The following is a 17,648-nucleotide window of genomic DNA, read 5'->3' as shown; positions in this document are numbered from 1 at the left end:
ATGCGCAGGGATACTTTCCCTGCGCATCGGAGGTAACCGTTGGACGCACATGAATTGCTGGACCCGGCCTATCACTCGTTCATGGATGAGCCTTCGAGCAACTGGACATCCGAAACCCTGCCTGGCATCAGGACCAGGGTGGGCTCCGCATGGACGACGATAACGGCGTCTCGCAGTGAACAATACTGGACCGCCGGCGAGCCAGGCGAAGGTATCAGGCTGTGTATCTACAGGCCCGGCCTGCCGCCCGGCAACAGCAATAACAGCAAACTCCCGGCCATCCTGTATATCCACGGTGGCGGCTTTGTCCTGGGCAGCCCGGAGATGGCCGACGATTACCTGGCAGAGCTGGCAATAGAGCTCCAGGCCATAGTCGTTGCAGTCGATTACCGGCTTGCACCCGAGCATCCATTCCCGATCCCGCTCGAAGACTGCCACGCAGCGCTAGAATGGACATTCTGTAACGGCCCGAAATTGAATATCGACACCCGTAACGTGGTGATCATGGGCCACAGCGCAGGCGGCGGGCTTGCCGCCGCACTGGCGATTCTTGCAAGAAACACAGCTACCCATGAAATAGGCGGACTGGTCCTGATCTACCCGATGCTGGATCACAGAACAGGCTCGCCCGACTCGTCATCGCCCAACCCGACTACCGGCACGTTAAGTTGGTCGCGCCAGGCCAACCATTTTTGCTGGGAATGCCTGCGGGGCAGTTACGCACTGAATGACGATCGCGCGACACTGTTTTCGCCAGCGCTGGCCGACGATTTAAGCGGCTTGCCTGCCACATTTATCTGCGTCGGCGCACTCGATCTGTTTCTGGAAGAGGACCTGGCTTTCGGGCTGACCTTGTCGCGCTCGGGAGTGCCCGTAGAGCTGCACGTCTATCAGGGCGTGCCGCACATGTTCGATCAACTGCCAGGGGAGCAGACCAGGCAGGCAACGCAAGACATTACCCGCGCGCTCGGCAGGATGATTGCCGCAAACCCGGCTTGAGTGGTTTATCAGCCAGCCCTCAGCTTGGGGGCGTAATGGCTTTGGCAGCGATGATCTTCTCCTGGAAAGCGCACTTGGCTTATCGCAATTGAAAGTCCGGCCCAGCCCCGACCTGGCTGATTTGCAAGCGCCGATCTGCTTTGCTCCAGTACGAGCCTGCATCGCGGTTGAACACGTCAGAAAGGAAACGGCTGAGGCGTTCTATGCTGTCAGCTTGAACCACGCCAAAAAGCGGATCAAAAAAGTGCAAACTGCCTTGAGTGTCTTGGTGCAGCGCCATCGCGTGGTGTTCACTCAATAACAGTAACGTCTGGTTTTTGCCAGGCTGCAATACAGCGTTCAAGTAGGGGGCAAGATCGTTCAGCATGACGGCACGGTGCGCCGGCGGAGCACTGCCTGGGCTTCTCTCCAGCGTCATTCCCAACTTCGGAAGTGTTTCCCGAAGCATGCGCTCCGCATTATCTGTCTTGTCTTTGAAAGCCCGCTGCTCGATATGCTGGAACCCCAGCACACGAGGCAGTAGCGCATCACCCCGGTAGTCTGCAAGCTTGTGAAAAAAGATCTCATCTGACTGGCCCTTTGCGCGACTCTGACACCAGTTCATAGAGAGCCCCAGGCAGGCATCTCCATGACCGCCTGCACGAGCGTAATCTGCGTGAAACTCTCTGTCATCGATGGTTTTATCGAACAGAAATATGCGTTGGTGAAAAGGGTAGGCAAGACGGCAATCGTGCTCTTGGGCAAGCGTCTTTTTGGCTTCGATATTCGCAGTAGCGCCTGCGCCGTTATCGACCATCTGCTTGGCCATGGTCTTGATGTATCGCGCAGAGCTGTCGCGAAGCGCTGCGATAGAGTTCATCAGATCCGGCAACAGAGTACGCAACGAGTGAAGCTGGTACTGCGCACTATTCGGGTCGGGCAGGTCAGCAGCATCAATGGAGGATAATGAAGAGCGTGCGTCGAAGAACACATCCTCATGGCTCTCCAATGAAACCAAAGCACCTGCTGTTTCGGGATGGAAGCAGGCAAACGCCTTCTCCGTCCCGGGTTCAAGCTTGGCTGAGGACGAAGGTTTATCCTGTTGCGCCGCGGCGGTGACGCCTGATGAGGCAGTTGATTGATGGATCTGCATGATCAGCCCTTTATCTGGCTATGAACGCACGTGAAGTAAGGACAGTGGGCATGACACGAGGCTCTTTCGCGCCCGGTCTTGCGGCTTGCTCCAGATGTCGATAGTTTTTCAGGTAGTCCTGCAGGGAGGCAGCCAAAGTGCTCATACGGGCCATCAGGTGATCCAGCCCTGCTTCGTCCAACACCGCCATCGAATGCACGCTGCGCAGTAAAAGCTGCCTGGACTCTGGGTTGTAGCCAAGCGCGGCGCCGCCTGTTCGGGCAGGCTCCAGGTTGAGGGCCATAGCCAATATCAGGATAACGTTATCCTGCGGCATCTCCAGGCCGTCAATCTGTACATAGATATAAAGCGTGATGTCATGTTCCGGCAGCCAGAGCAGGCACTCGCTACCGTCGGCAGTTCTGACGTTATGGCGCTCGCCTTCCTGCACGTCGAGCCCCCGACTGCGTAACCACTGGTGAAGCCGATTTCTCGCTTCGACTGGTCGCATGACAATTCCTCGCTCGATCAACGACATCTCATCTGTGGTCAACAGCGTAAAAGGGTTCCACGAGCTTTTCTAAACTGTGATGGCCGAGTCGTCGACTAGACTCAACAGGTCAACTATCAATATTGATCGCAAGCAGATACTAAGTGAAACCAACATGACGGGGTCGGCATGACAAGAAAGCTTTCGAATGGACAGAAGCAATCGCTTTACTCGAACAGACCGAAACTCCATCTTCTGTGCGGGAAGATTGCATCAGGTAAATCGACACTCGCAAAGGCACTTTCCGTAGAGCATTCAGCCATTCTGCTGAGCGAGGACAGCTGGCTTTCAGGGCTTTACCCTGACGACATCAAGTCAGTGGCGGACTATATAAGGCTTGCATGCAGGATTCGCGATGTTCTCGGTCCGCTGGTCGTCAGCATTCTGAGATCAGGTGTTGCGGTGGTTCTGGACTTCCCTGCCAACACTGTCGCAGATCGCAAGTGGCTTCGCAGTCTGGCGGACGATGCGCAGGTGCCGCACTGTCTGCATTATCTGGAAGTCGACGATGATGTCTGCCTCGCCCGGCTGCACGCCCGCAATGAGAAAGCCGAGCATGACTTTTCAGCCACTGACGCGGAGTTCAGGCTTATCACCAGCTACTTTCGTGCTCCGGATGCAGCAGAAGGGCTGGATGTCAGGGTGCACGTTCAATGAATGAACGACGCGGAGCCTAATGTCATGCAAACCCGTTCAACGCATTGGCGCGGCAGCGATATTCAAGCTGATACCATTGCGCGACCTGCACGCCGAGTAGATCAATATGAATCGCCGTAAAAAGATACAACAGCTGTTGAAAGCTCACGCCAAGAAGGCCAGTGCCAAACTGGCGCCAGCGAGCAAGACAAAGTACGTAAGCAAGGCTGACCGGTTGAAGATGGCAGCGGAGTCGGATCAAGATCCCGTTATAGCAAACGAGCACTGATTAATGACGCCGTGGTGTAAGGATCTGTGGGAACGACAGGCGAGCGAAGATCAGGCAAGGCAGACTTCAAGCATCTTCAAGAGCCCTGACGTGGCTCGCATGCCTGTCGTTCACGGGTTGAAAACCGCAGCGTAGGTAGAATCCGGCCGCACTTGAAGTATCAGTGAACAGGCGTACGACAGAGAAGCACTCGGCCGCATGCTCGACAAGATGGTTCACCAGCGTTGTTCCAATGTTCTGGCCTCTTGAGGCGCTTGATACATAAAGCCTGCGCAACCTGCCAACTTCCCCCTCGATAAAAGGATCGCGTGAAAGACCTCCAATGCCCACCAGACAGCCGTCCAGAAATGCGGCCATGAGGCATTCTCCTTTCCCATCAAACCGATTTGTCCCGGACTCCCATTCCTCCACCAGCCGGGCAAGAAACCTGAACCCTTCCGCATCAGCCTCTTCTTTCAATATCAGAACCTGTTGAGGCAAACAGCTGATTTTCCGGATCTCAACCTTGTTCACCCGATAACCTTTATGGAAGTGAATTACACAACTCGCGAGCCACGACGTCAAAGACCTCAAGGCCAGGCAGCGGGAGCAAAAACAAACTTTCCGTACCTGACCTTCTGTAAGCCTGCAGCACCAGCATTTTAGTGGCGGCTGGCTAATTACTTGGCAAACGCGTATTCACCGCCCTGCTCCAGCGCCTTGCGATACGCAGGTCTGGCCTGAAGTCTTTGCACCCAGGCGGAGACATTCGGGTACGGCTGCAGCATGCCTTGGGCGTTGGCAAATTCGCCGATGAAGCTCATCTGAATATCCGCGCCGCTCAGCTCGTCGCCCAACAAGTAAGGGGTCAGCCCCAACGAATTGTTCAGGTAGCCCAAGTAGTTGGCCAGCTCGGACTCGATTCGTGGGTGCAGCGGCGCGCCAGCATCACCCAGGCGTCCAACGTAGAGGTTGAGCATCAACGGCAGGATGGCCGAACCTTCGGCAAAGTGCAGCCATTGCACGTATTCATCATAAGTAGCGCTGGCCGGGTCCGGTTGCAGGCGGCCATCGCCATGACGACGAATCAGGTAATCGACAATCGCGCCCGACTCGATTACCACGTGCGGGCCGTCTTCGATCACAGGAGATTTGCCCAGCGGATGGATAGCCTTGAGTTCCGGTGGCGCGAGGTTGGTTTTCGGGTCGCGCTGATAGCGTTTGATCTCGTAAGGCAGGCCCAGCTCTTCAAGAAGCCAGAGAATACGTTGCGAGCGTGAGTTGTTAAGGTGATGGACAATAATCATGCAGGGCTCCGCCGGGTGAGAGTGATGTGTCTAGAAAAGACTGCCTCACAGCCAGGGAGTGCCCTGAAATGAATGACATTCGATGAATGCTGCCGAACCCGAGGCTTCAGATACCTCGGTCGCTCGGCGCAGCCAATGGCTCGCAACGTAGCTCGCGTTCCACGGCAGCCTTGTCGATGACCGACCAGACATCGATAATTTTGCCGTCGCAAAACGTGTAAAAAACATTCTCTGAAAAGCTGATGTGCCGGCCCTCGGCATCAAGCCCCATGAACCGGCCTTTGGGTGGGCAGTTGAATACCAGCCGGGCATGGGGTTTTCGGGCAATGAAACCCGCAGTAATTGCATACCCGACCGTTTTTGTAGGGAACTAGCAAGACCGACACCGCCCTAAGCCTGACATCTATGTACTGGCACGACGCTGGTTTCAAACGAAGGACTTCAGATTCATGTCTTCAGGTAGCACTTCAGTATCAGCGGCTGATCAGCAAGGTCGGCAAAACATCTCACCCAACAGACTCATCTTCATCTCCGTGCTCGTGGCAACCATGGGCGCACTCGCGTTCGGTTATGACACCGGCATCATTGCAGGTGCCCTGCCCTTCATGACGCTGCCTGTCGATCAGGGCGGGCTCGGTCTGGATGCTTACAGCGAAGGCATGGTCACTGCCTCGCTGATCGTCGGTGCCGCATTTGGCTCGCTTGCCAGCGGCTACATCTCTGACCGTTTCGGACGGCGTCTGACGCTGCGCCTGCTGTCGGTGCTGTTCATCGCCGGCGCGCTGGGCACCGCCATTGCGCCTTCCATACCGTTCATGGTGGCTGCGCGCCTTCTTCTGGGTATCGCAGTGGGCGGCGGCTCGGCAACAGTGCCAGTGTTCATCGCTGAAATCGCGGGCCCTTCACGTCGTGCCCGGCTGGTCAGTCGTAACGAACTGATGATCGTCAGTGGCCAGTTGCTCGCCTATGTGCTGAGCGCGGTCATGGCGGCATTGCTGCATACACCGGGTATCTGGCGTTACATGCTGGCCATCGCGATGGTGCCCGGCGTGTTGCTACTGGTCGGAACATTCTTCGTGCCGCCCTCGCCACGCTGGCTGGCGTCCAAGGGTCGTTTCGACGAAGCGCATGACGTACTGGGGCAACTGCGCACCAACAAGGAAGACGCGCAGCGTGAAATAGACGAGATGAAAGCGCAGGACGAGCAGGCTCGCCATCGTCCAAAAGCCAAGGAGTTATTGCGCCAGCGCTGGGTCATCAAATTGTTGCTGATCGGTATTGGCCTGGGGTTCACCGCGCAGCTAACAGGTGTGAACGCGTTCATGTACTACACGCCGATCATCCTTAAAAACACCGGGATGGGCACCAATGCGGCGCTGACCGCGACCATCGGCAACGGCGTGGTATCGGTCATCGCGACCCTGCTGGGGATATGGGCCATTGGCCGTTACGGGCGTCGGCATCTGTTGATGACCGGTCTGGTTATCGTGATTCTGATGCAGGCTGCACTGGGCTGTGTATTGCAATTCATGCCGCAGAACCTGACGCAGAGCTACACCGCTCTCGCCTGCATTCTGGTGTTTCTGCTGTTCATGCAGATGTGTATTTCGCCGGTGTACTGGCTGCTGATGTCCGAGCTGTTTCCCATGCAGGTACGAGGATTGCTGACCGGTACGGCGGTGTCGATGCAATGGTTGTTCAACGCATCGGTAGCGTTTACCTTCCCTATCGCAGTCGATACGATCGGCAACCCGACGTTCTTTATCTTCGCGGCCATCAACGTCGGCTCACTGATATTTGTCTTCCTGTGCCTGCCGGAAACAAAAGGCAAGTCGCTTGAGCAGATCGAGAAGCACTTGAAGAAAGAGCTCTAACCCTCTTGAACAGTCGCCCTCACCTAAAGGATTAGCCATGTCCACGACCGAGCAAACCACTGCCACTTTCAGCAGTGCCATCCCGATACTGCGGATGTTCAGCGAACGCAAGGCGCGTGAGTTTTACCTCGACTTCCTCGGTTTCAGCGTGGAGTTCGAGCACCGTTTCGAGGCTGATCTGCCGCTGTATCTGGGGATCGTCCGAAACGGGCTGCACCTGCACCTTTCCGAACATCATGGCGATGCCTGCCCAGGGGCGGCAGTGTTCATACCGACTCAGAACATCGAGCAATTGCGCGATGAACTGATCGGCAAACGGTATGGTTATGCGCGCCCGGCTATTGTTCAGCAAGGCTGGGGCAAGGTACTGGAAGTCTGTGACCCTTTCGGCAACCGGATCAGGTTCTGCGAGAGCTGAGCAAACGCTGTTGACGTTGCTCAGGTCCTGAGTTTGAGCTTACGAATAACCAATCCGGCATGCCCCATCGTTGGGCATGTCGGGTTTTTCAAGCGCAAGCATGACGCATGATTGCGTCGAAAAAGTCTCTTCCCGCGTTCCGTTTCCCTGCAAATCAAGGCTCGGCCAACATTGGCCCATAACCTGCAAATGTGTTTATTCATCTTGTATACATGAATGAACACCACTATGACCGCACTCGACATTTTCGAATTACAGTCGGCTTTACGCTCAGGCGATGTGAACCTGAAAGCGTTCGTAAACACCCTGACGACGCACATTGATAAGGACGATCGAACAGAAGTCTGGATTCATCGTGTGTCCTTGCCAGACCTCATCGACCGGGCGGCAGCGCTGGATAAGTTGGCCAGAGCGCTGGGCGAGTCGGTGTATGAACAACTGCCGTTGTTCGGTGTGCCGTTTGCGGTCAAGGACAATTTTGATGTAGCTGGAATGCCTACCACGGCCGCCTGCCCGGCGTTCGCCTATGTGCCCAAGGAGAATGCTCACGTCGTACAGCTGCTGCTCGACAGCGGCGCGATTCTGATCGGCAAGACCAACCTCGATCAGTTCGCCACCGGGCTGGTAGGCGTCAGGTCGCCCTACGGGCCGGTGCGCAACGCTCTTGACCCGGCCTATGTCAGCGGCGGTTCCAGTTCGGGATCGGCGGTGGCGGTAGCACGTGGTTATGTGAGTTTTGCACTGGGCACAGACACGGCTGGCTCGGGCCGAGTGCCTGCAGGCTTCAATGGCATCGTCGGGCTCAAGCCCAGTCTTGGACTGTTCAGCAGTCGAGGTGTTGTGCCTGCTTGCCGTACGCTGGACTGCCCGTCCATATTTGCCAGGGATGTGATGCAGGCCTGGCAAGTGGCGCAGGTTATTGCGGCTTACGATTCGCTGGACCCAGGCAGTGTTGCTGTTCAGGCTTTGCCGGTGCTGCGCCGGGCCCGACGTGTCGCGGTCGCACGGGACTGCGAGTTCTTCGGCGATACACAGGCGCAAGCGGCGTATGCAAAAGCGCTGGAGACCTTGCACGACGATCCACTGGTAACCATTACACAGATCGATTTTGACGTTTTTGCCGAAGCAGCAGCCCTGCTCTATCAAGGACCGTGGGTGGCTGAACGGCGTGCGGCAGTGGGAAAATTCTTTGACACCAACGCTGACGATATCCATCCGGTGGTGCGCGGCATCATGCAGAGCGCTGCATCCTTCGACGCAGTGGATACCTTCAACGCCCGTTACCGCCTAGAAGAACTGACCCGCACCGCAGAGCAATTGCTGGCAGAGGTAGATGTGCTGGTGGTGCCGACCGCACCGTGCATGCCGACCATCGAGGCGGTGTTGCAAAACCCGGTCGAACTCAATTCCCGACTCGGTTATTACACCAACTTCGTCAACCTGATGAACATGTGCGCCATTGCCATTCCGGCGACAGATCGTGCAGATGGTTTACCGGCGGGCATCACCCTGATCGGGCCGGCGGGTGCCGATCAGCGTCTGGCAGAGATGGCAGCAGCCTGGCAGCCACTGTTCGGCAATGCAGACCAGAGCGAGGCCATTGCGATGGCTCCCCTGCCCTGCAACAGCCCGACCGTGCAGGTCGCTGTGGTTGGCGCGCACCTGGTCGGTCAACCGCTCAATTGGCAACTGCTGGAAAGCAGTGCCCGCCTGCTGCGCGCGACCACCACCAGCGCAGACTACCGCCTGTACGCACTGGCAGGCACTTCTCCGCCAAAACCGGGCCTGGTGCGCGTGGCTGCCGAAGGCGCCTGCATCGAAGTCGAAGTCTGGGAGATCCCGCTGAGCCTGTTCGGGGCTTTCGTCGCGGCCATTCCAGCACCGCTGGGCATCGGCTCGCTGCAATTGGCCGATGGCCAGTGGGTCAAGGGCTTCATCTGTGAACCCGCCGGCCTTGAAGGCGCGCTGGATATCACTGATTTCAAAGGCTGGCGCGCCTACCGCGCCGCGCAAACATCTTTCATCGCTCATTGATCAGGGGTAGCACGCATGTCGAACGTCGATCGTCGCAGTTTCATCAAGTTGGCGGGCATTATCGGCCTGAGCGCAGCGCTGCCTTTTGGTCGTGCCTATTCAGCCGACGCACCATTGGTGGTGGGTTTTATCTACGTCGGCGCTCGCGACGACTTTGGTTACAACCAGGCCCACGCGCAGGCAGCCGCCATTATCAAGACGCTGCCCAACGTTAAAGTCATCGAAGAGGAAAACGTCCCGGAAACCGTGGCGGTGCAGAAAACCATGGAAGCCATGATACATCAGGACGGCGCGACACTGATTTTCCCAACCTCATTCGGCTACTTCGAGCCGCATGTGGTCAAGGTCGCGAAAAATTACCCGGACGTGCGTTTCGCCCACTGCGGTGGCCTTTGGCAGAAAGGCCGGGATCCGATGAACGCTGGCAGCTTTTTTGGCTATATCGACGAAGCGCAGTACCTGAACGGCGTGGTTGCCGGGCACATGAGCAAGAGCAAAAAGCTCGGCTTTGTGGCCGCCAAACCCGTGCCTCAAGTGCTGCGCAATCTCAACGCATTCGCCATGGGCGCACGCTCGGTAGACCCGAGTATTGTCACCACGGTGATTTTCACCGGAGACTGGTCGTTGCCGGTCAAAGAAGCCGAGGCCGCCAACGGCTTGATCGATCAAGGCTGCGACGTGCTGACCTGCCATGTGGATGGTCCCAAAGTCATCGTCGAGACTGCCGAAAAGCGCGGCGTCATGACCTGTGGCTATCACGCCAGCCAGGCGGCGCTGGCACCCAAAGGCTACCTGACAGGCGCCGAATGGAATTGGGAAACACCTTATCGCGCCCACGTCGCAGCAGCCCAGAGCGGCGCGCCGATGATCAACTTTCTGCGTGGCGGGCTCAAGGAAGGCTTCGTAAAGACTTCCGCCTACGGCCCGGCCGTCAACGCTGAAGCAAAGCAACAGGCAGACGCCATCAAAGCGCAGATGCTGGCAGGCCAGTTCGTGATCTTCAAAGGGCCGCTCAAGGACAACAAGGGCGCGGTAGTGATTGCCGATGGCGTGACACAAACCCAGACCGACATTGCGCTGGAAAGCATGAATTACCTGGTCGAAGGTGTGCTTGGCCAGCTCTGAGGAACGTTCATGAGTTCATCCAAAAGTCTGCGCGGTCTGGCCAGCGCGCTGTTGCCGGGGCTGCCTACGCTATTGGCAGTGTGCTCCTCGTGCGTACTGTTCGGGCTGTTTCTGGCTGTTCAGGGCAAGCCCGCGTGGCAGGCTCTGCAGTTGGTCGGCGAAGGCGCGTTCGGCTCCTGGTTCGCGCTGGAAAATACCTTGCAGCGTGCAGCGCCGTTGATGCTCACAGCGCTCTGCGTCGCCCTGCCTGCCAGGGCCGGGTTGATCATAATCGGGGGCGAAGGCGCGCTGGTACTCGGTGGACTGGCGGCGGCAGTTACACCGCTATGGCTGGGCCATCTGCCTCCAGCACTGATGCTCGGCGGCATGGCCTTGGCGGCGATGACCGTGGGTGCTCTGTGGATCGGCCTGAGTGGCTGGATGCGCCAGCGCCGTGGGGTCAATGAGACGATCAGCAGTCTGTTGCTTTCCTACATCGCTCTGGCGCTGTTCCGACAACTTGTGGAGGGCCCGCTGCGTGATCCGGCAAGCCTGAACAAGCCCTCGACCCCACCGCTGGACGATGCCTACCTGGTCGGTACGATCAGCGACGGTTTTGAGGTGCATTGGGGCCTGGTGGCGGGTGTGGTTGCCTGCCTGCTGGCGTATGTGCTGGTGCGCCACAGCGTCAAGGGCTTTGCCCTGGCAGTGGTCGGCGGCAACGTGCGTACAGCCCTGATGATCGGCTTGCCGGTGGACCGTCTGATTCTGCTCAGTTGCCTTATGGGTGGCGCGGCAGCAGGACTGGCCGGCATGCTCGAGGTGACGGCGGTGCAAGGCAGCGCGAACGCCGCGTTGATTGCAGGCTATGGCACCAGCGGCATTCTTGTGGCATTCGCCGCGCGCCATCATCCGCTGGCAATTATCGTCTGCGCCGTGCTGCTGGGCGGGCTGGAAGCCAGCGGCGGACTGCTGCAGCGACGGCTCGGGCTGCCGGACGCCACCACGCTGATTCTCGAAGGGCTGCTGTTCACCAACCTGCTGCTGTGGGAAGCCCTTGGCGGGCGCATTGCCGCCTGGAAAATCAGGCTGACGACGCCGCAGCCACCGGTCGATGACAAAGGAGCGTTACAAAATGTCTGACATCGACCTGAGCACCTTTCTGCTTGCTTTGCTGGCCGGGGCGATCCGCGTCGGTACGCCGTTTCTATTCGTCAGCCTGGGCGAATGCCTGACCGAGAAAAGCGGTCGGATCAATCTCGGGCTGGAAGGCATTCTGGTTGCCGGTGCGATGTCGGGCTATGCCGTAGCGTGCCTGAGCGGCTCGGCATGGCTGGGGGTCTGCGCAGCGGCCGGGGTCGGCATTCTGTTGGGCCTCCTGCACGGCCTGGCCTGTTCGCTGCCAAGGGTCAACGACATCGCGTTCGGCATCGCGCTGATTCTGCTCGGCACCGGGCTGGCATTTTTCCTTGGCAAAGCCTTCATCCAGCCACAAGCGCCGATGCTGCCTTCACTGGCGCTGGGGGCCTGGAGTACCGAAGAGCGCGTGCGCTCGGCGCTGAACATCAACGTGCTGTTCTTCGTCGGCGCTGCACTGGCGTTCGTCCTGCACTGGGGGCTGCGTACTACGCGGTGGGGGCTGATGCTGCGGCTGGTCGGCGACCATGCCGAAACCGCCCAGGCGCTGGGCTATCGTCCGCTAAAGGTACGAGTTGTGGCCACCGCAATCGGCGGCGGGCTGGCCGGGATTGGCGGGGCCTATCTGTCGCTCTACTACCCCGGCAGCTGGAACGAAGGCTTGTCCAGCGGTCAGGGGCTGATGGCGGTTGCACTGGTGATTTTTGCCCGCTGGCGGCCATTGGCATGCCTGTGGGCGTCGCTGCTGTTCGGTGCCGCCGGGGCCATCGGACCGGCCTTGCAGGCTGTGGGCATCAGCACCGGCTACTACCTGTTTGCAGCAGCACCTTACGCGCTGACGCTGGTGGTGATGTACGCCACTTGCCGCCGCGGGCGTACGCTCAATGGCGCGCCCGGCGAACTCAGCCTGACGCGTTGAACCGATCTTTTCGAGGAGGCATGACATGGCCAGTGGTCTTGGTGGTTTGAACAAATCGCCCAACGGCGTGGTGATCGGCCTGGCGCAACTGGCGCTGCCCGATCCCCATACCCGCGAGGCATTGTGGGCGCAAACCCAGAAAGTGGTCGCCATGGTGGCAAAGGCGCGGCGCAGTAACCCAGGCATGGACCTGATCGTGTTTCCCGAGTATTCCCTGCACGGCCTGTCGATGAGCACCGCGCCAGACATCATGTGCAGCCTCGATGGCCCGGAAGTCATGGCGCTGCGCGAGGCGTGCAAGGAATACAGCATATGGGGCTGCTTCTCGATCATGGAGGCCAACCCCCACGGCAACCCGTTCAACAGCGGCCTGATCGTCGATGACCTTGGCGACATTCGCCTGTACTACCGCAAGCTGCACCCGTGGGTACCGGTAGAGCCCTGGGAGCCGGGCGATCTGGGCATTCCGGTATGCGACGGTCCGCGCGGCAGCAAGCTGGCGCTGATCATCTGCCACGACGGCATGTTCCCGGAAATGGCCCGCGAGTGCGCCTACAAAGGTGCCGACATCATGCTGCGCACCGCTGGCTACACGGCTCCGATCCGTCACTCGTGGAAAATCACCAACCAGAGCAACGCGTTCACCAACCTCATGCAGACCGCGAGCGTGTGCATGTGCGGCTCCGATGGCACGTTCGATTCGATGGGCGAAGCCATGTTCGTCGATTTCGACGGCACGATCATGGCCGAAGGTGGTGGTAGGGCCGACGAAATCGTCTGCTGCGAACTGCGACCTGATCTGGTCCGCGAGGCGCGTGTGCATTGGGGTTTCGAGAACAACATCTATCAGTTCGGCCATCGCGGTTATGTGGCGGTCAAGGGCGGCGCTCAGGATTGCCCTTACACCTACATGCACGACCTGACGGCAGGCCAGTACCGTCTGCCATGGGAGAACGACGTGGTGCATACCGACGGCAGCGCGTGCGGTTTTGCCGCACCCGAGCGCGAGTTCAAACCCACGCCCAGCAGCTGGAAGGAGTAAACGCCATGAGCGAACGTCATATTGCATCGGCGCCCTACCCCTGGCCCTGGAACGGTCAACTGCATGCACACAACACGGCGCTGATCGTGATCGATATGCAGACGGATTTCTGCGGCGTGGGTGGCTACGTGGACAGCATGGGCTATGACCTGGCGCTGACCCGTGCGCCCATCGAGCCGATCAAGGCGCTACTGGCCGTGATGCGGCCGCTCGGCTTCAGCATCATCCATACCCGCGAAGGCCATCGCCCGGACCTCAGTGACCTGCCAGCCAACAAACGCTGGCGCTCGCAGCGCATCGGTGCAGGAATCGGCGATGCAGGCCCCTGCGGCAAGATACTGGTACGCGGCGAACCGGGCTGGGAAATCATCGACGAGCTGGCACCGCTGCCCGGCGAAATCGTGATCGACAAGCCAGGCAAAGGCTCGTTCTGTGCCACCGATCTGGAGCTGATCCTGCGCACGCGGGGCATCGATAACCTGATCCTGACCGGTATCACCACCGATGTATGCGTGCACACCACGATGCGCGAAGCCAATGACCGCGGTTTCGAATGCCTGCTGCTTGAAGACTGCTGCGGCGCGACCGACCCTGCCAACCATGCCGCCGCATTGAGCATGGTCAAGATGCAGGGCGGCGTGTTCGGCGCAGTCGGCCATTCGTCGATGCTTCGCGACCTGTGGGAAGCATGAGCATGCGTGCCCCGAGCCTGGAAACGATCGGCGCCAGCAAGTATTTCGGCAGTTTTTGCGCACTGAACGAAGTGTCGTTCAAGGTCCGCGCCGGCACCGTTCACGCCCTGCTCGGCGAGAACGGGGCCGGCAAGAGCACACTCGTCAAAGGCATCATCGGCTACAGCGCGCTGCAATCAGGCAGCATTCTGGTCAATAACCGGGAATACGCGATCAACAGCCCTCGAGACTCTCACCAGTTGCAGATCGGTATGGTGTATCAGCACTTCACCGTCGCGCCGGGGCTGAGCGTTGCTGAAAATCTGGTGTTGTCGCGGGATGATCTGCCGTGGCGTATCCAATGGGCCAGCGAGTACGAACGCCTCGAAGCGTTCATGGCGAAAATGCCATTTCGGCTAGATATTCATCGGCCGGTCAGCAGCCTGGCCGCCGGTGAGAAACAGAAGCTGGAGATCCTTAAACAGTTGTATCTGGAACGCCGGCTGATCATTCTCGACGAGCCTACCTCGGTACTCACCCCCCAAGAGGCCGACGAAGTACTGGGGCTTATGCAGGCGATGGCGCACCGTGGCGAACTTACTGTGCTGATGATCACCCACAAATTTCGTGAGGTCAGCACCTATGCAGACGACGTGACGGTACTGCGCAAGGGTCGCTGGGTGGGCACAGCGGCAGTGGCCGAGACCACTACTCGGCAAATGGCCGCATGGATGATGGGCGAAGCCGAGGTTCGCGGCGTAAGCAACGAGCGTCCGGAGATGCCCTCACGTACACCTCAGTTGCAGGTAGAGCGCCTTGATGTACCTGGTGACAAGGGCACCCTGGCCGTGAAAAACCTTTCTCTGGCCGTTCATCCGGGCGAGATCGTCGGTATTGCGGGCATCTCTGGCAATGGCCAACGCGAACTTACCGAAGCCCTGCTCGGCCAGCGGCCATTCAGCGCAGGGAAAATAGCGGTTGATGGCCAGCCCTACCACGCACGGCGCGAGCAGATGCAGCGCCTGCGGGTGTTCAGCCTGCCCGAAGAACCTTTGCGCAACGCCTGCATCGGCACCTTCAGCGTCGCCGACAATCTGGCACTGCGCAACTTCGATCAGGCGCCATTGTGTAAGGGCTGGCGCCTTGATCGACGAGCCATCGGTGCTCAGGCAAAAACCTTGATCAAGCAGTTTCAGGTCTCGCCCAACGACCCGAACAGGCCAATCGGCACCTTGTCCGGAGGGAACGTGCAACGTGCGGTACTGGCCCGCGAGCTGACCCATGACGTGGCTGTGCTGATCGTCGCCAACCCTGTTTTCGGCCTGGATTTCGCCAGCGTGGCGCTTATTCATCAGCGTCTGATAGATGCGCGCAACAACGGCACAGCGGTCCTGTTGCTCAGTGAGGACCTTGACGAGCTGCTCAGCCTGGCAGACCGGATCGTGGTCATCCACGACGGCGAACTGGTCTTTGAAACCCGCGCAACAGTCGCCGATCGCACCGAACTGGGCCGCCACATGGCCGGCGCCGATCAGCTTTCGGAGCAACCGGCATGATCCGCATCAATGCGCGCCCGGACAGTTTCGGTTGCGAGCTGTCGCAGACCGCCGTGGTGATCATCGACATGCAGCGAGATTTTCTCGAGCCCGGCGGGTTTGGCGCTGCACTGGGCAATGACGTCACACTGCTGCAAGCCATCATACCTTCGGTGCAGCGGCTGCTTGCGCTGGCTCGCGAACAGGATCTGATCGTGATTCATACCCGGGAGTCCCACCCTGCGGACCTGTCCGACTGCCCACAGGCCAAAATTGATCACGGTTTGCCAGGCTTGCGCATCGGCGACCCTGGCCCGATGGGACGCATACTGATTCAAGGGGAACCCGGTAATCAGATTATCGAGGCGCTGACGCCCGTTGCCGGCGAGTGGGTCATCGACAAGCCGGGCAAAGGCATGTTTTTCGCCACTGACCTGCACCTGCGCCTCACTGAGGCGGGCATCACTCATCTGATTTTCGCTGGCGTCACCACTGAAGTATGCGTGCAGACAAGCATGCGCGAGGCCTGTGATCGGGGTTATCGCTGCCTGCTGATCGAGGACGCGACCGACAGCTACTTTCCGGCCTTCAAACAGGCCACGCTGGACATGATCACAGCGCAGAACGCAATCGTCGGCCGAGTGGCATCGCTCGCCGACGTGCAGCAGGCTCTACCTGCAAGGAGTACGCAGTAATGGACATCAACCTTCCTCACGTAGTCGCCGAAGTCACCCATGCTTTCGCAGATTACGAACGCGCGTTGCTGGCGAATGAACTGACCACGCTGGATGCGTACTTCTGGAACTCCGAACAGACTGTGCGCTACGGCGTCGCAGAGAACCTGCACGGTGCCGACAGCATTGCGCGATATCGACGCCAGTGTCAGCCAGTCGGGCCGGGGCGCACGCTGCTGCGTACGGTGGTCAGCACTTTTGGAGAAGACTTCGCCACCGTCAGCACCGAATTTCACGATGGCGTTACTCAGCGTCTGGGGCGGCAAATGCAGACCTGGGCACGTCTGGACGGCGGCTGGAAAGTCGTTGCTGCACATGTCAGCATTGACCTGAGCAGCCTGGAGCCACGCCCTTGAATCCCCCGAACACCACCAATGCACTGGCAGAAGACGTCTATCGCCGGCTGAAACAGGAAATTTTCGACTTTTATCTGCTGCCCTATGACAGGTTCACCGAAACGCAACTGGCGGACCGTTACCAGGTCTCCCGAACCCCGGTGCGTGACGCGCTGTACCGCCTGCAACGCGAGGGTTACCTGGACGTGGAGTTCCGTCGCGGCTGGTCGGTCAGGCCGCTGGATTTCAACCAGATCGACCAGCTCTATGACTTGCGTATCGTGCTTGAGTGCGCGGCGATCGAACGTATCTGCGCATCCGCCGACGTGCATCCCGAGCTCACCACTCTGCGAGAGCACTGGTTGATTGATCGCGACAGTTGGCAGACCGACATGCAAGTCGTCGCCGACCTCGACGAACAGTTCCACACCCAACTGGTCGCAGCCTCGGGCAATCTGGAAATGGCCCGTATTCATCAGGAAGTCACCGAACGCATCCGCATCGTCAGGCGGCTCGACTTCTTCAAAAGCGCCCGCATCGAACACACCTACCTTGAGCACGCCGCCATTCTCAATGCACTCCAGGCGCGCAAGCGCGACGAAGCGCTCCTGCTACTGCGCTCGCACGTGGAGATCAGCAAACTGGAAGTGCGCAAACTGACGATATCCATGCTCAGCGACGCGCGACGGCGCTATGAGGCGTGAGAAGAACGCTGCCGCCTTCTAGAACACTTCATTCACACGCCTCATTCACCATCCGTTGATCATCGCCGCGCCATGAACGTTATGGCGCGCGGCCCGCTGTGCTCCGCCACATGGGCCAATTAATAACAGCCTGATTGCGCGTTCGTCGCAATGACCACTCAGGCAGCCTGATTTCCCGTCAGCGATGCTCTTCTTCGTGCAAGCCATCATCAACTCCGCATCTCCATCAGGCCAGTTGCTGTCTTTTGCAACCTTTCATTGGCGTGTCGG

The 17,648-nt window shown here is 59.0% G+C and carries 19 protein-coding genes and 1 pseudogene; 15 read left to right on the top strand and 5 right to left on the bottom strand.

Features of this window, described 5'->3' with window-relative positions; all coding sequences use genetic code 11:
- Window positions 1-39 precede the first annotated feature (39 nt).
- A complete protein-coding gene (locus I9H09_RS05655; protein WP_122311934.1) occupies window positions 40-999 on the top strand; it encodes an alpha/beta hydrolase in 960 nt (319 codons plus the stop codon).
- A 79-nt stretch (window positions 1,000-1,078) separates the two neighbouring features.
- On the opposite strand, the gene I9H09_RS05650 is transcribed toward I9H09_RS05655, so the two are convergent.
- Window positions 1,079-2,131: a YopT-type cysteine protease domain-containing protein gene (locus I9H09_RS05650; RefSeq protein ID WP_122347540.1), complete on the bottom strand. Its 1,053-nt coding sequence runs from the start codon at window positions 2,129-2,131 to the stop codon at window positions 1,079-1,081.
- Between the two features lie 10 nt (window positions 2,132-2,141).
- Window positions 2,142-2,621, bottom strand: a complete 480-nt coding sequence (locus I9H09_RS05645) for a CesT family type III secretion system chaperone (RefSeq protein ID WP_122311945.1) — start codon at window positions 2,619-2,621, stop codon at window positions 2,142-2,144.
- Window positions 2,622-2,789: 168 nt separating this feature from the next.
- On the opposite strand from I9H09_RS05645, the gene I9H09_RS05640 reads away from it, so the two are divergent.
- On the top strand, window positions 2,790-3,317 hold the full coding sequence (locus I9H09_RS05640; RefSeq protein WP_122311933.1) for a P-loop nucleotide/nucleoside kinase family protein: 528 nt from the start codon (window positions 2,790-2,792) through the stop codon (window positions 3,315-3,317).
- Window positions 3,318-3,423: 106 nt separating this feature from the next.
- Window positions 3,424-3,585 (top strand): DUF2986 domain-containing protein, encoded by a 162-nt coding sequence (locus I9H09_RS05635; protein ID WP_005891522.1) that lies wholly within the window; start codon window positions 3,424-3,426, stop codon window positions 3,583-3,585.
- Between the two features lie 66 nt (window positions 3,586-3,651).
- Here I9H09_RS05635 and I9H09_RS05630 read toward each other — a convergent pair whose 3' ends face one another.
- From I9H09_RS05630 to I9H09_RS05620, 3 genes and pseudogenes are all read right to left on the bottom strand, one after another.
- Window positions 3,652-4,098 (bottom strand): GNAT family N-acetyltransferase, encoded by a 447-nt coding sequence (locus tag I9H09_RS05630; protein ID WP_122311932.1) that lies wholly within the window; start codon window positions 4,096-4,098, stop codon window positions 3,652-3,654.
- A gap of 146 nt (window positions 4,099-4,244) precedes the next feature.
- Window positions 4,245-4,871: a glutathione S-transferase family protein gene (locus I9H09_RS05625; protein ID WP_024691735.1), complete on the bottom strand. Its 627-nt coding sequence runs from the start codon at window positions 4,869-4,871 to the stop codon at window positions 4,245-4,247.
- A gap of 106 nt (window positions 4,872-4,977) precedes the next feature.
- A pseudogene (locus I9H09_RS05620) lies at window positions 4,978-5,181 on the bottom strand (ester cyclase); the annotation flags it as partial.
- Window positions 5,182-5,320: 139 nt separating this feature from the next.
- On the opposite strand from I9H09_RS05620, the gene I9H09_RS05615 reads away from it, so the two are divergent.
- From I9H09_RS05615 to I9H09_RS05560, 12 genes are all read left to right on the top strand, one after another.
- A complete protein-coding gene (locus I9H09_RS05615) occupies window positions 5,321-6,745 on the top strand; it encodes a sugar porter family MFS transporter (protein ID WP_005891516.1) in 1,425 nt (474 codons plus the stop codon).
- A gap of 37 nt (window positions 6,746-6,782) precedes the next feature.
- The gene (locus I9H09_RS05610) at window positions 6,783-7,163 is read left to right on the top strand and encodes a glyoxalase superfamily protein (RefSeq protein WP_122311930.1); all 381 of its coding nucleotides are present in this window, start codon (window positions 6,783-6,785) and stop codon (window positions 7,161-7,163) included.
- Between the two features lie 228 nt (window positions 7,164-7,391).
- Complete coding sequence (atzF, locus tag I9H09_RS05605) at window positions 7,392-9,197, top strand: allophanate hydrolase (protein WP_122347541.1); 1,806 nt, start codon at window positions 7,392-7,394, stop codon at window positions 9,195-9,197.
- A 15-nt stretch (window positions 9,198-9,212) separates the two neighbouring features.
- Window positions 9,213-10,322: a BMP family ABC transporter substrate-binding protein gene (locus tag I9H09_RS05600; protein ID WP_122347542.1), complete on the top strand. Its 1,110-nt coding sequence runs from the start codon at window positions 9,213-9,215 to the stop codon at window positions 10,320-10,322.
- Window positions 10,323-10,331: 9 nt separating this feature from the next.
- Window positions 10,332-11,444: an ABC transporter permease gene (locus I9H09_RS05595; protein ID WP_005891510.1), complete on the top strand. Its 1,113-nt coding sequence runs from the start codon at window positions 10,332-10,334 to the stop codon at window positions 11,442-11,444.
- Window positions 11,437-12,357: an ABC transporter permease gene (locus I9H09_RS05590; RefSeq protein ID WP_122311927.1), complete on the top strand. Its 921-nt coding sequence runs from the start codon at window positions 11,437-11,439 to the stop codon at window positions 12,355-12,357. The genes I9H09_RS05595 and I9H09_RS05590 overlap by 8 nt, the downstream gene beginning before the upstream one ends.
- A gap of 25 nt (window positions 12,358-12,382) precedes the next feature.
- The gene (locus tag I9H09_RS05585) at window positions 12,383-13,399 is read left to right on the top strand and encodes a formamidase (protein ID WP_122347543.1); all 1,017 of its coding nucleotides are present in this window, start codon (window positions 12,383-12,385) and stop codon (window positions 13,397-13,399) included.
- Window positions 13,400-13,404: 5 nt separating this feature from the next.
- Window positions 13,405-14,091 (top strand): biuret amidohydrolase, encoded by a 687-nt coding sequence (biuH, locus tag I9H09_RS05580; RefSeq protein ID WP_054990362.1) that lies wholly within the window; start codon window positions 13,405-13,407, stop codon window positions 14,089-14,091.
- The gene (locus tag I9H09_RS05575) at window positions 14,088-15,626 is read left to right on the top strand and encodes an ABC transporter ATP-binding protein (protein WP_183142487.1); all 1,539 of its coding nucleotides are present in this window, start codon (window positions 14,088-14,090) and stop codon (window positions 15,624-15,626) included. The genes biuH and I9H09_RS05575 overlap by 4 nt, the downstream gene beginning before the upstream one ends.
- Entirely contained in the window at window positions 15,623-16,300 is a 678-nt protein-coding gene (locus I9H09_RS05570; RefSeq protein WP_122347545.1) for a cysteine hydrolase family protein, read from the top strand. The genes I9H09_RS05575 and I9H09_RS05570 overlap by 4 nt, the downstream gene beginning before the upstream one ends.
- Window positions 16,300-16,695 carry an oxalurate catabolism protein HpxZ gene (hpxZ, locus tag I9H09_RS05565; RefSeq protein WP_054990365.1) on the top strand — a complete coding sequence of 132 codons (396 nt, stop codon included), beginning with the start codon at window positions 16,300-16,302 and terminating at the stop codon, window positions 16,693-16,695. The genes I9H09_RS05570 and hpxZ overlap by 1 nt, the downstream gene beginning before the upstream one ends.
- Window positions 16,692-17,378, top strand: coding sequence for a GntR family transcriptional regulator (locus I9H09_RS05560; RefSeq protein WP_024671288.1), 687 nt, complete (start codon window positions 16,692-16,694; stop codon window positions 17,376-17,378). The genes hpxZ and I9H09_RS05560 overlap by 4 nt, the downstream gene beginning before the upstream one ends.
- Window positions 17,379-17,648: the final 270 nt, after the last annotated feature.

The sequence above is a fragment of the Pseudomonas tremae genome (genome assembly GCF_023278125.1).
GTDB lineage: Bacteria > Pseudomonadota > Gammaproteobacteria > Pseudomonadales > Pseudomonadaceae > Aquipseudomonas > Aquipseudomonas tremae.
The sequence above is the reverse complement of the archived record's forward strand: the minus strand, read 5'-3'. Positions and strand labels throughout refer to the sequence as shown.

Bases quoted from the DNA above. Each gene is read 5' to 3' on its own strand.
- I9H09_RS05650 (WP_122347540.1), bottom strand. From the start codon at position 2,131: ATGCAGATCCATCAATCAACTGCCTCATCAGGCGTCACCGCCGCGGCG.
- I9H09_RS05645 (WP_122311945.1), bottom strand. From the start codon at position 2,621: ATGCGACCAGTCGAAGCGAGAAATCGGCTTCACCAGTGGTTACGCAGT.
- I9H09_RS05640 (WP_122311933.1), top strand. From the start codon at position 2,790: ATGACAAGAAAGCTTTCGAATGGACAGAAGCAATCGCTTTACTCGAAC.
- I9H09_RS05635 (WP_005891522.1), top strand. From the start codon at position 3,424: ATGAATCGCCGTAAAAAGATACAACAGCTGTTGAAAGCTCACGCCAAG.
- I9H09_RS05625 (WP_024691735.1), bottom strand. From the start codon at position 4,871: ATGATTATTGTCCATCACCTTAACAACTCACGCTCGCAACGTATTCTC.
- I9H09_RS05615 (WP_005891516.1), top strand. From the start codon at position 5,321: ATGTCTTCAGGTAGCACTTCAGTATCAGCGGCTGATCAGCAAGGTCGG.
- I9H09_RS05610 (WP_122311930.1), top strand. From the start codon at position 6,783: ATGTCCACGACCGAGCAAACCACTGCCACTTTCAGCAGTGCCATCCCG.
- atzF (WP_122347541.1), top strand. From the start codon at position 7,392: ATGACCGCACTCGACATTTTCGAATTACAGTCGGCTTTACGCTCAGGC.
- I9H09_RS05600 (WP_122347542.1), top strand. From the start codon at position 9,213: ATGTCGAACGTCGATCGTCGCAGTTTCATCAAGTTGGCGGGCATTATC.
- I9H09_RS05595 (WP_005891510.1), top strand. From the start codon at position 10,332: ATGAGTTCATCCAAAAGTCTGCGCGGTCTGGCCAGCGCGCTGTTGCCG.
- I9H09_RS05590 (WP_122311927.1), top strand. From the start codon at position 11,437: ATGTCTGACATCGACCTGAGCACCTTTCTGCTTGCTTTGCTGGCCGGG.
- I9H09_RS05585 (WP_122347543.1), top strand. From the start codon at position 12,383: ATGGCCAGTGGTCTTGGTGGTTTGAACAAATCGCCCAACGGCGTGGTG.
- biuH (WP_054990362.1), top strand. From the start codon at position 13,405: ATGAGCGAACGTCATATTGCATCGGCGCCCTACCCCTGGCCCTGGAAC.
- I9H09_RS05575 (WP_183142487.1), top strand. From the start codon at position 14,088: ATGAGCATGCGTGCCCCGAGCCTGGAAACGATCGGCGCCAGCAAGTAT.
- I9H09_RS05570 (WP_122347545.1), top strand. From the start codon at position 15,623: ATGATCCGCATCAATGCGCGCCCGGACAGTTTCGGTTGCGAGCTGTCG.
- hpxZ (WP_054990365.1), top strand. From the start codon at position 16,300: ATGGACATCAACCTTCCTCACGTAGTCGCCGAAGTCACCCATGCTTTC.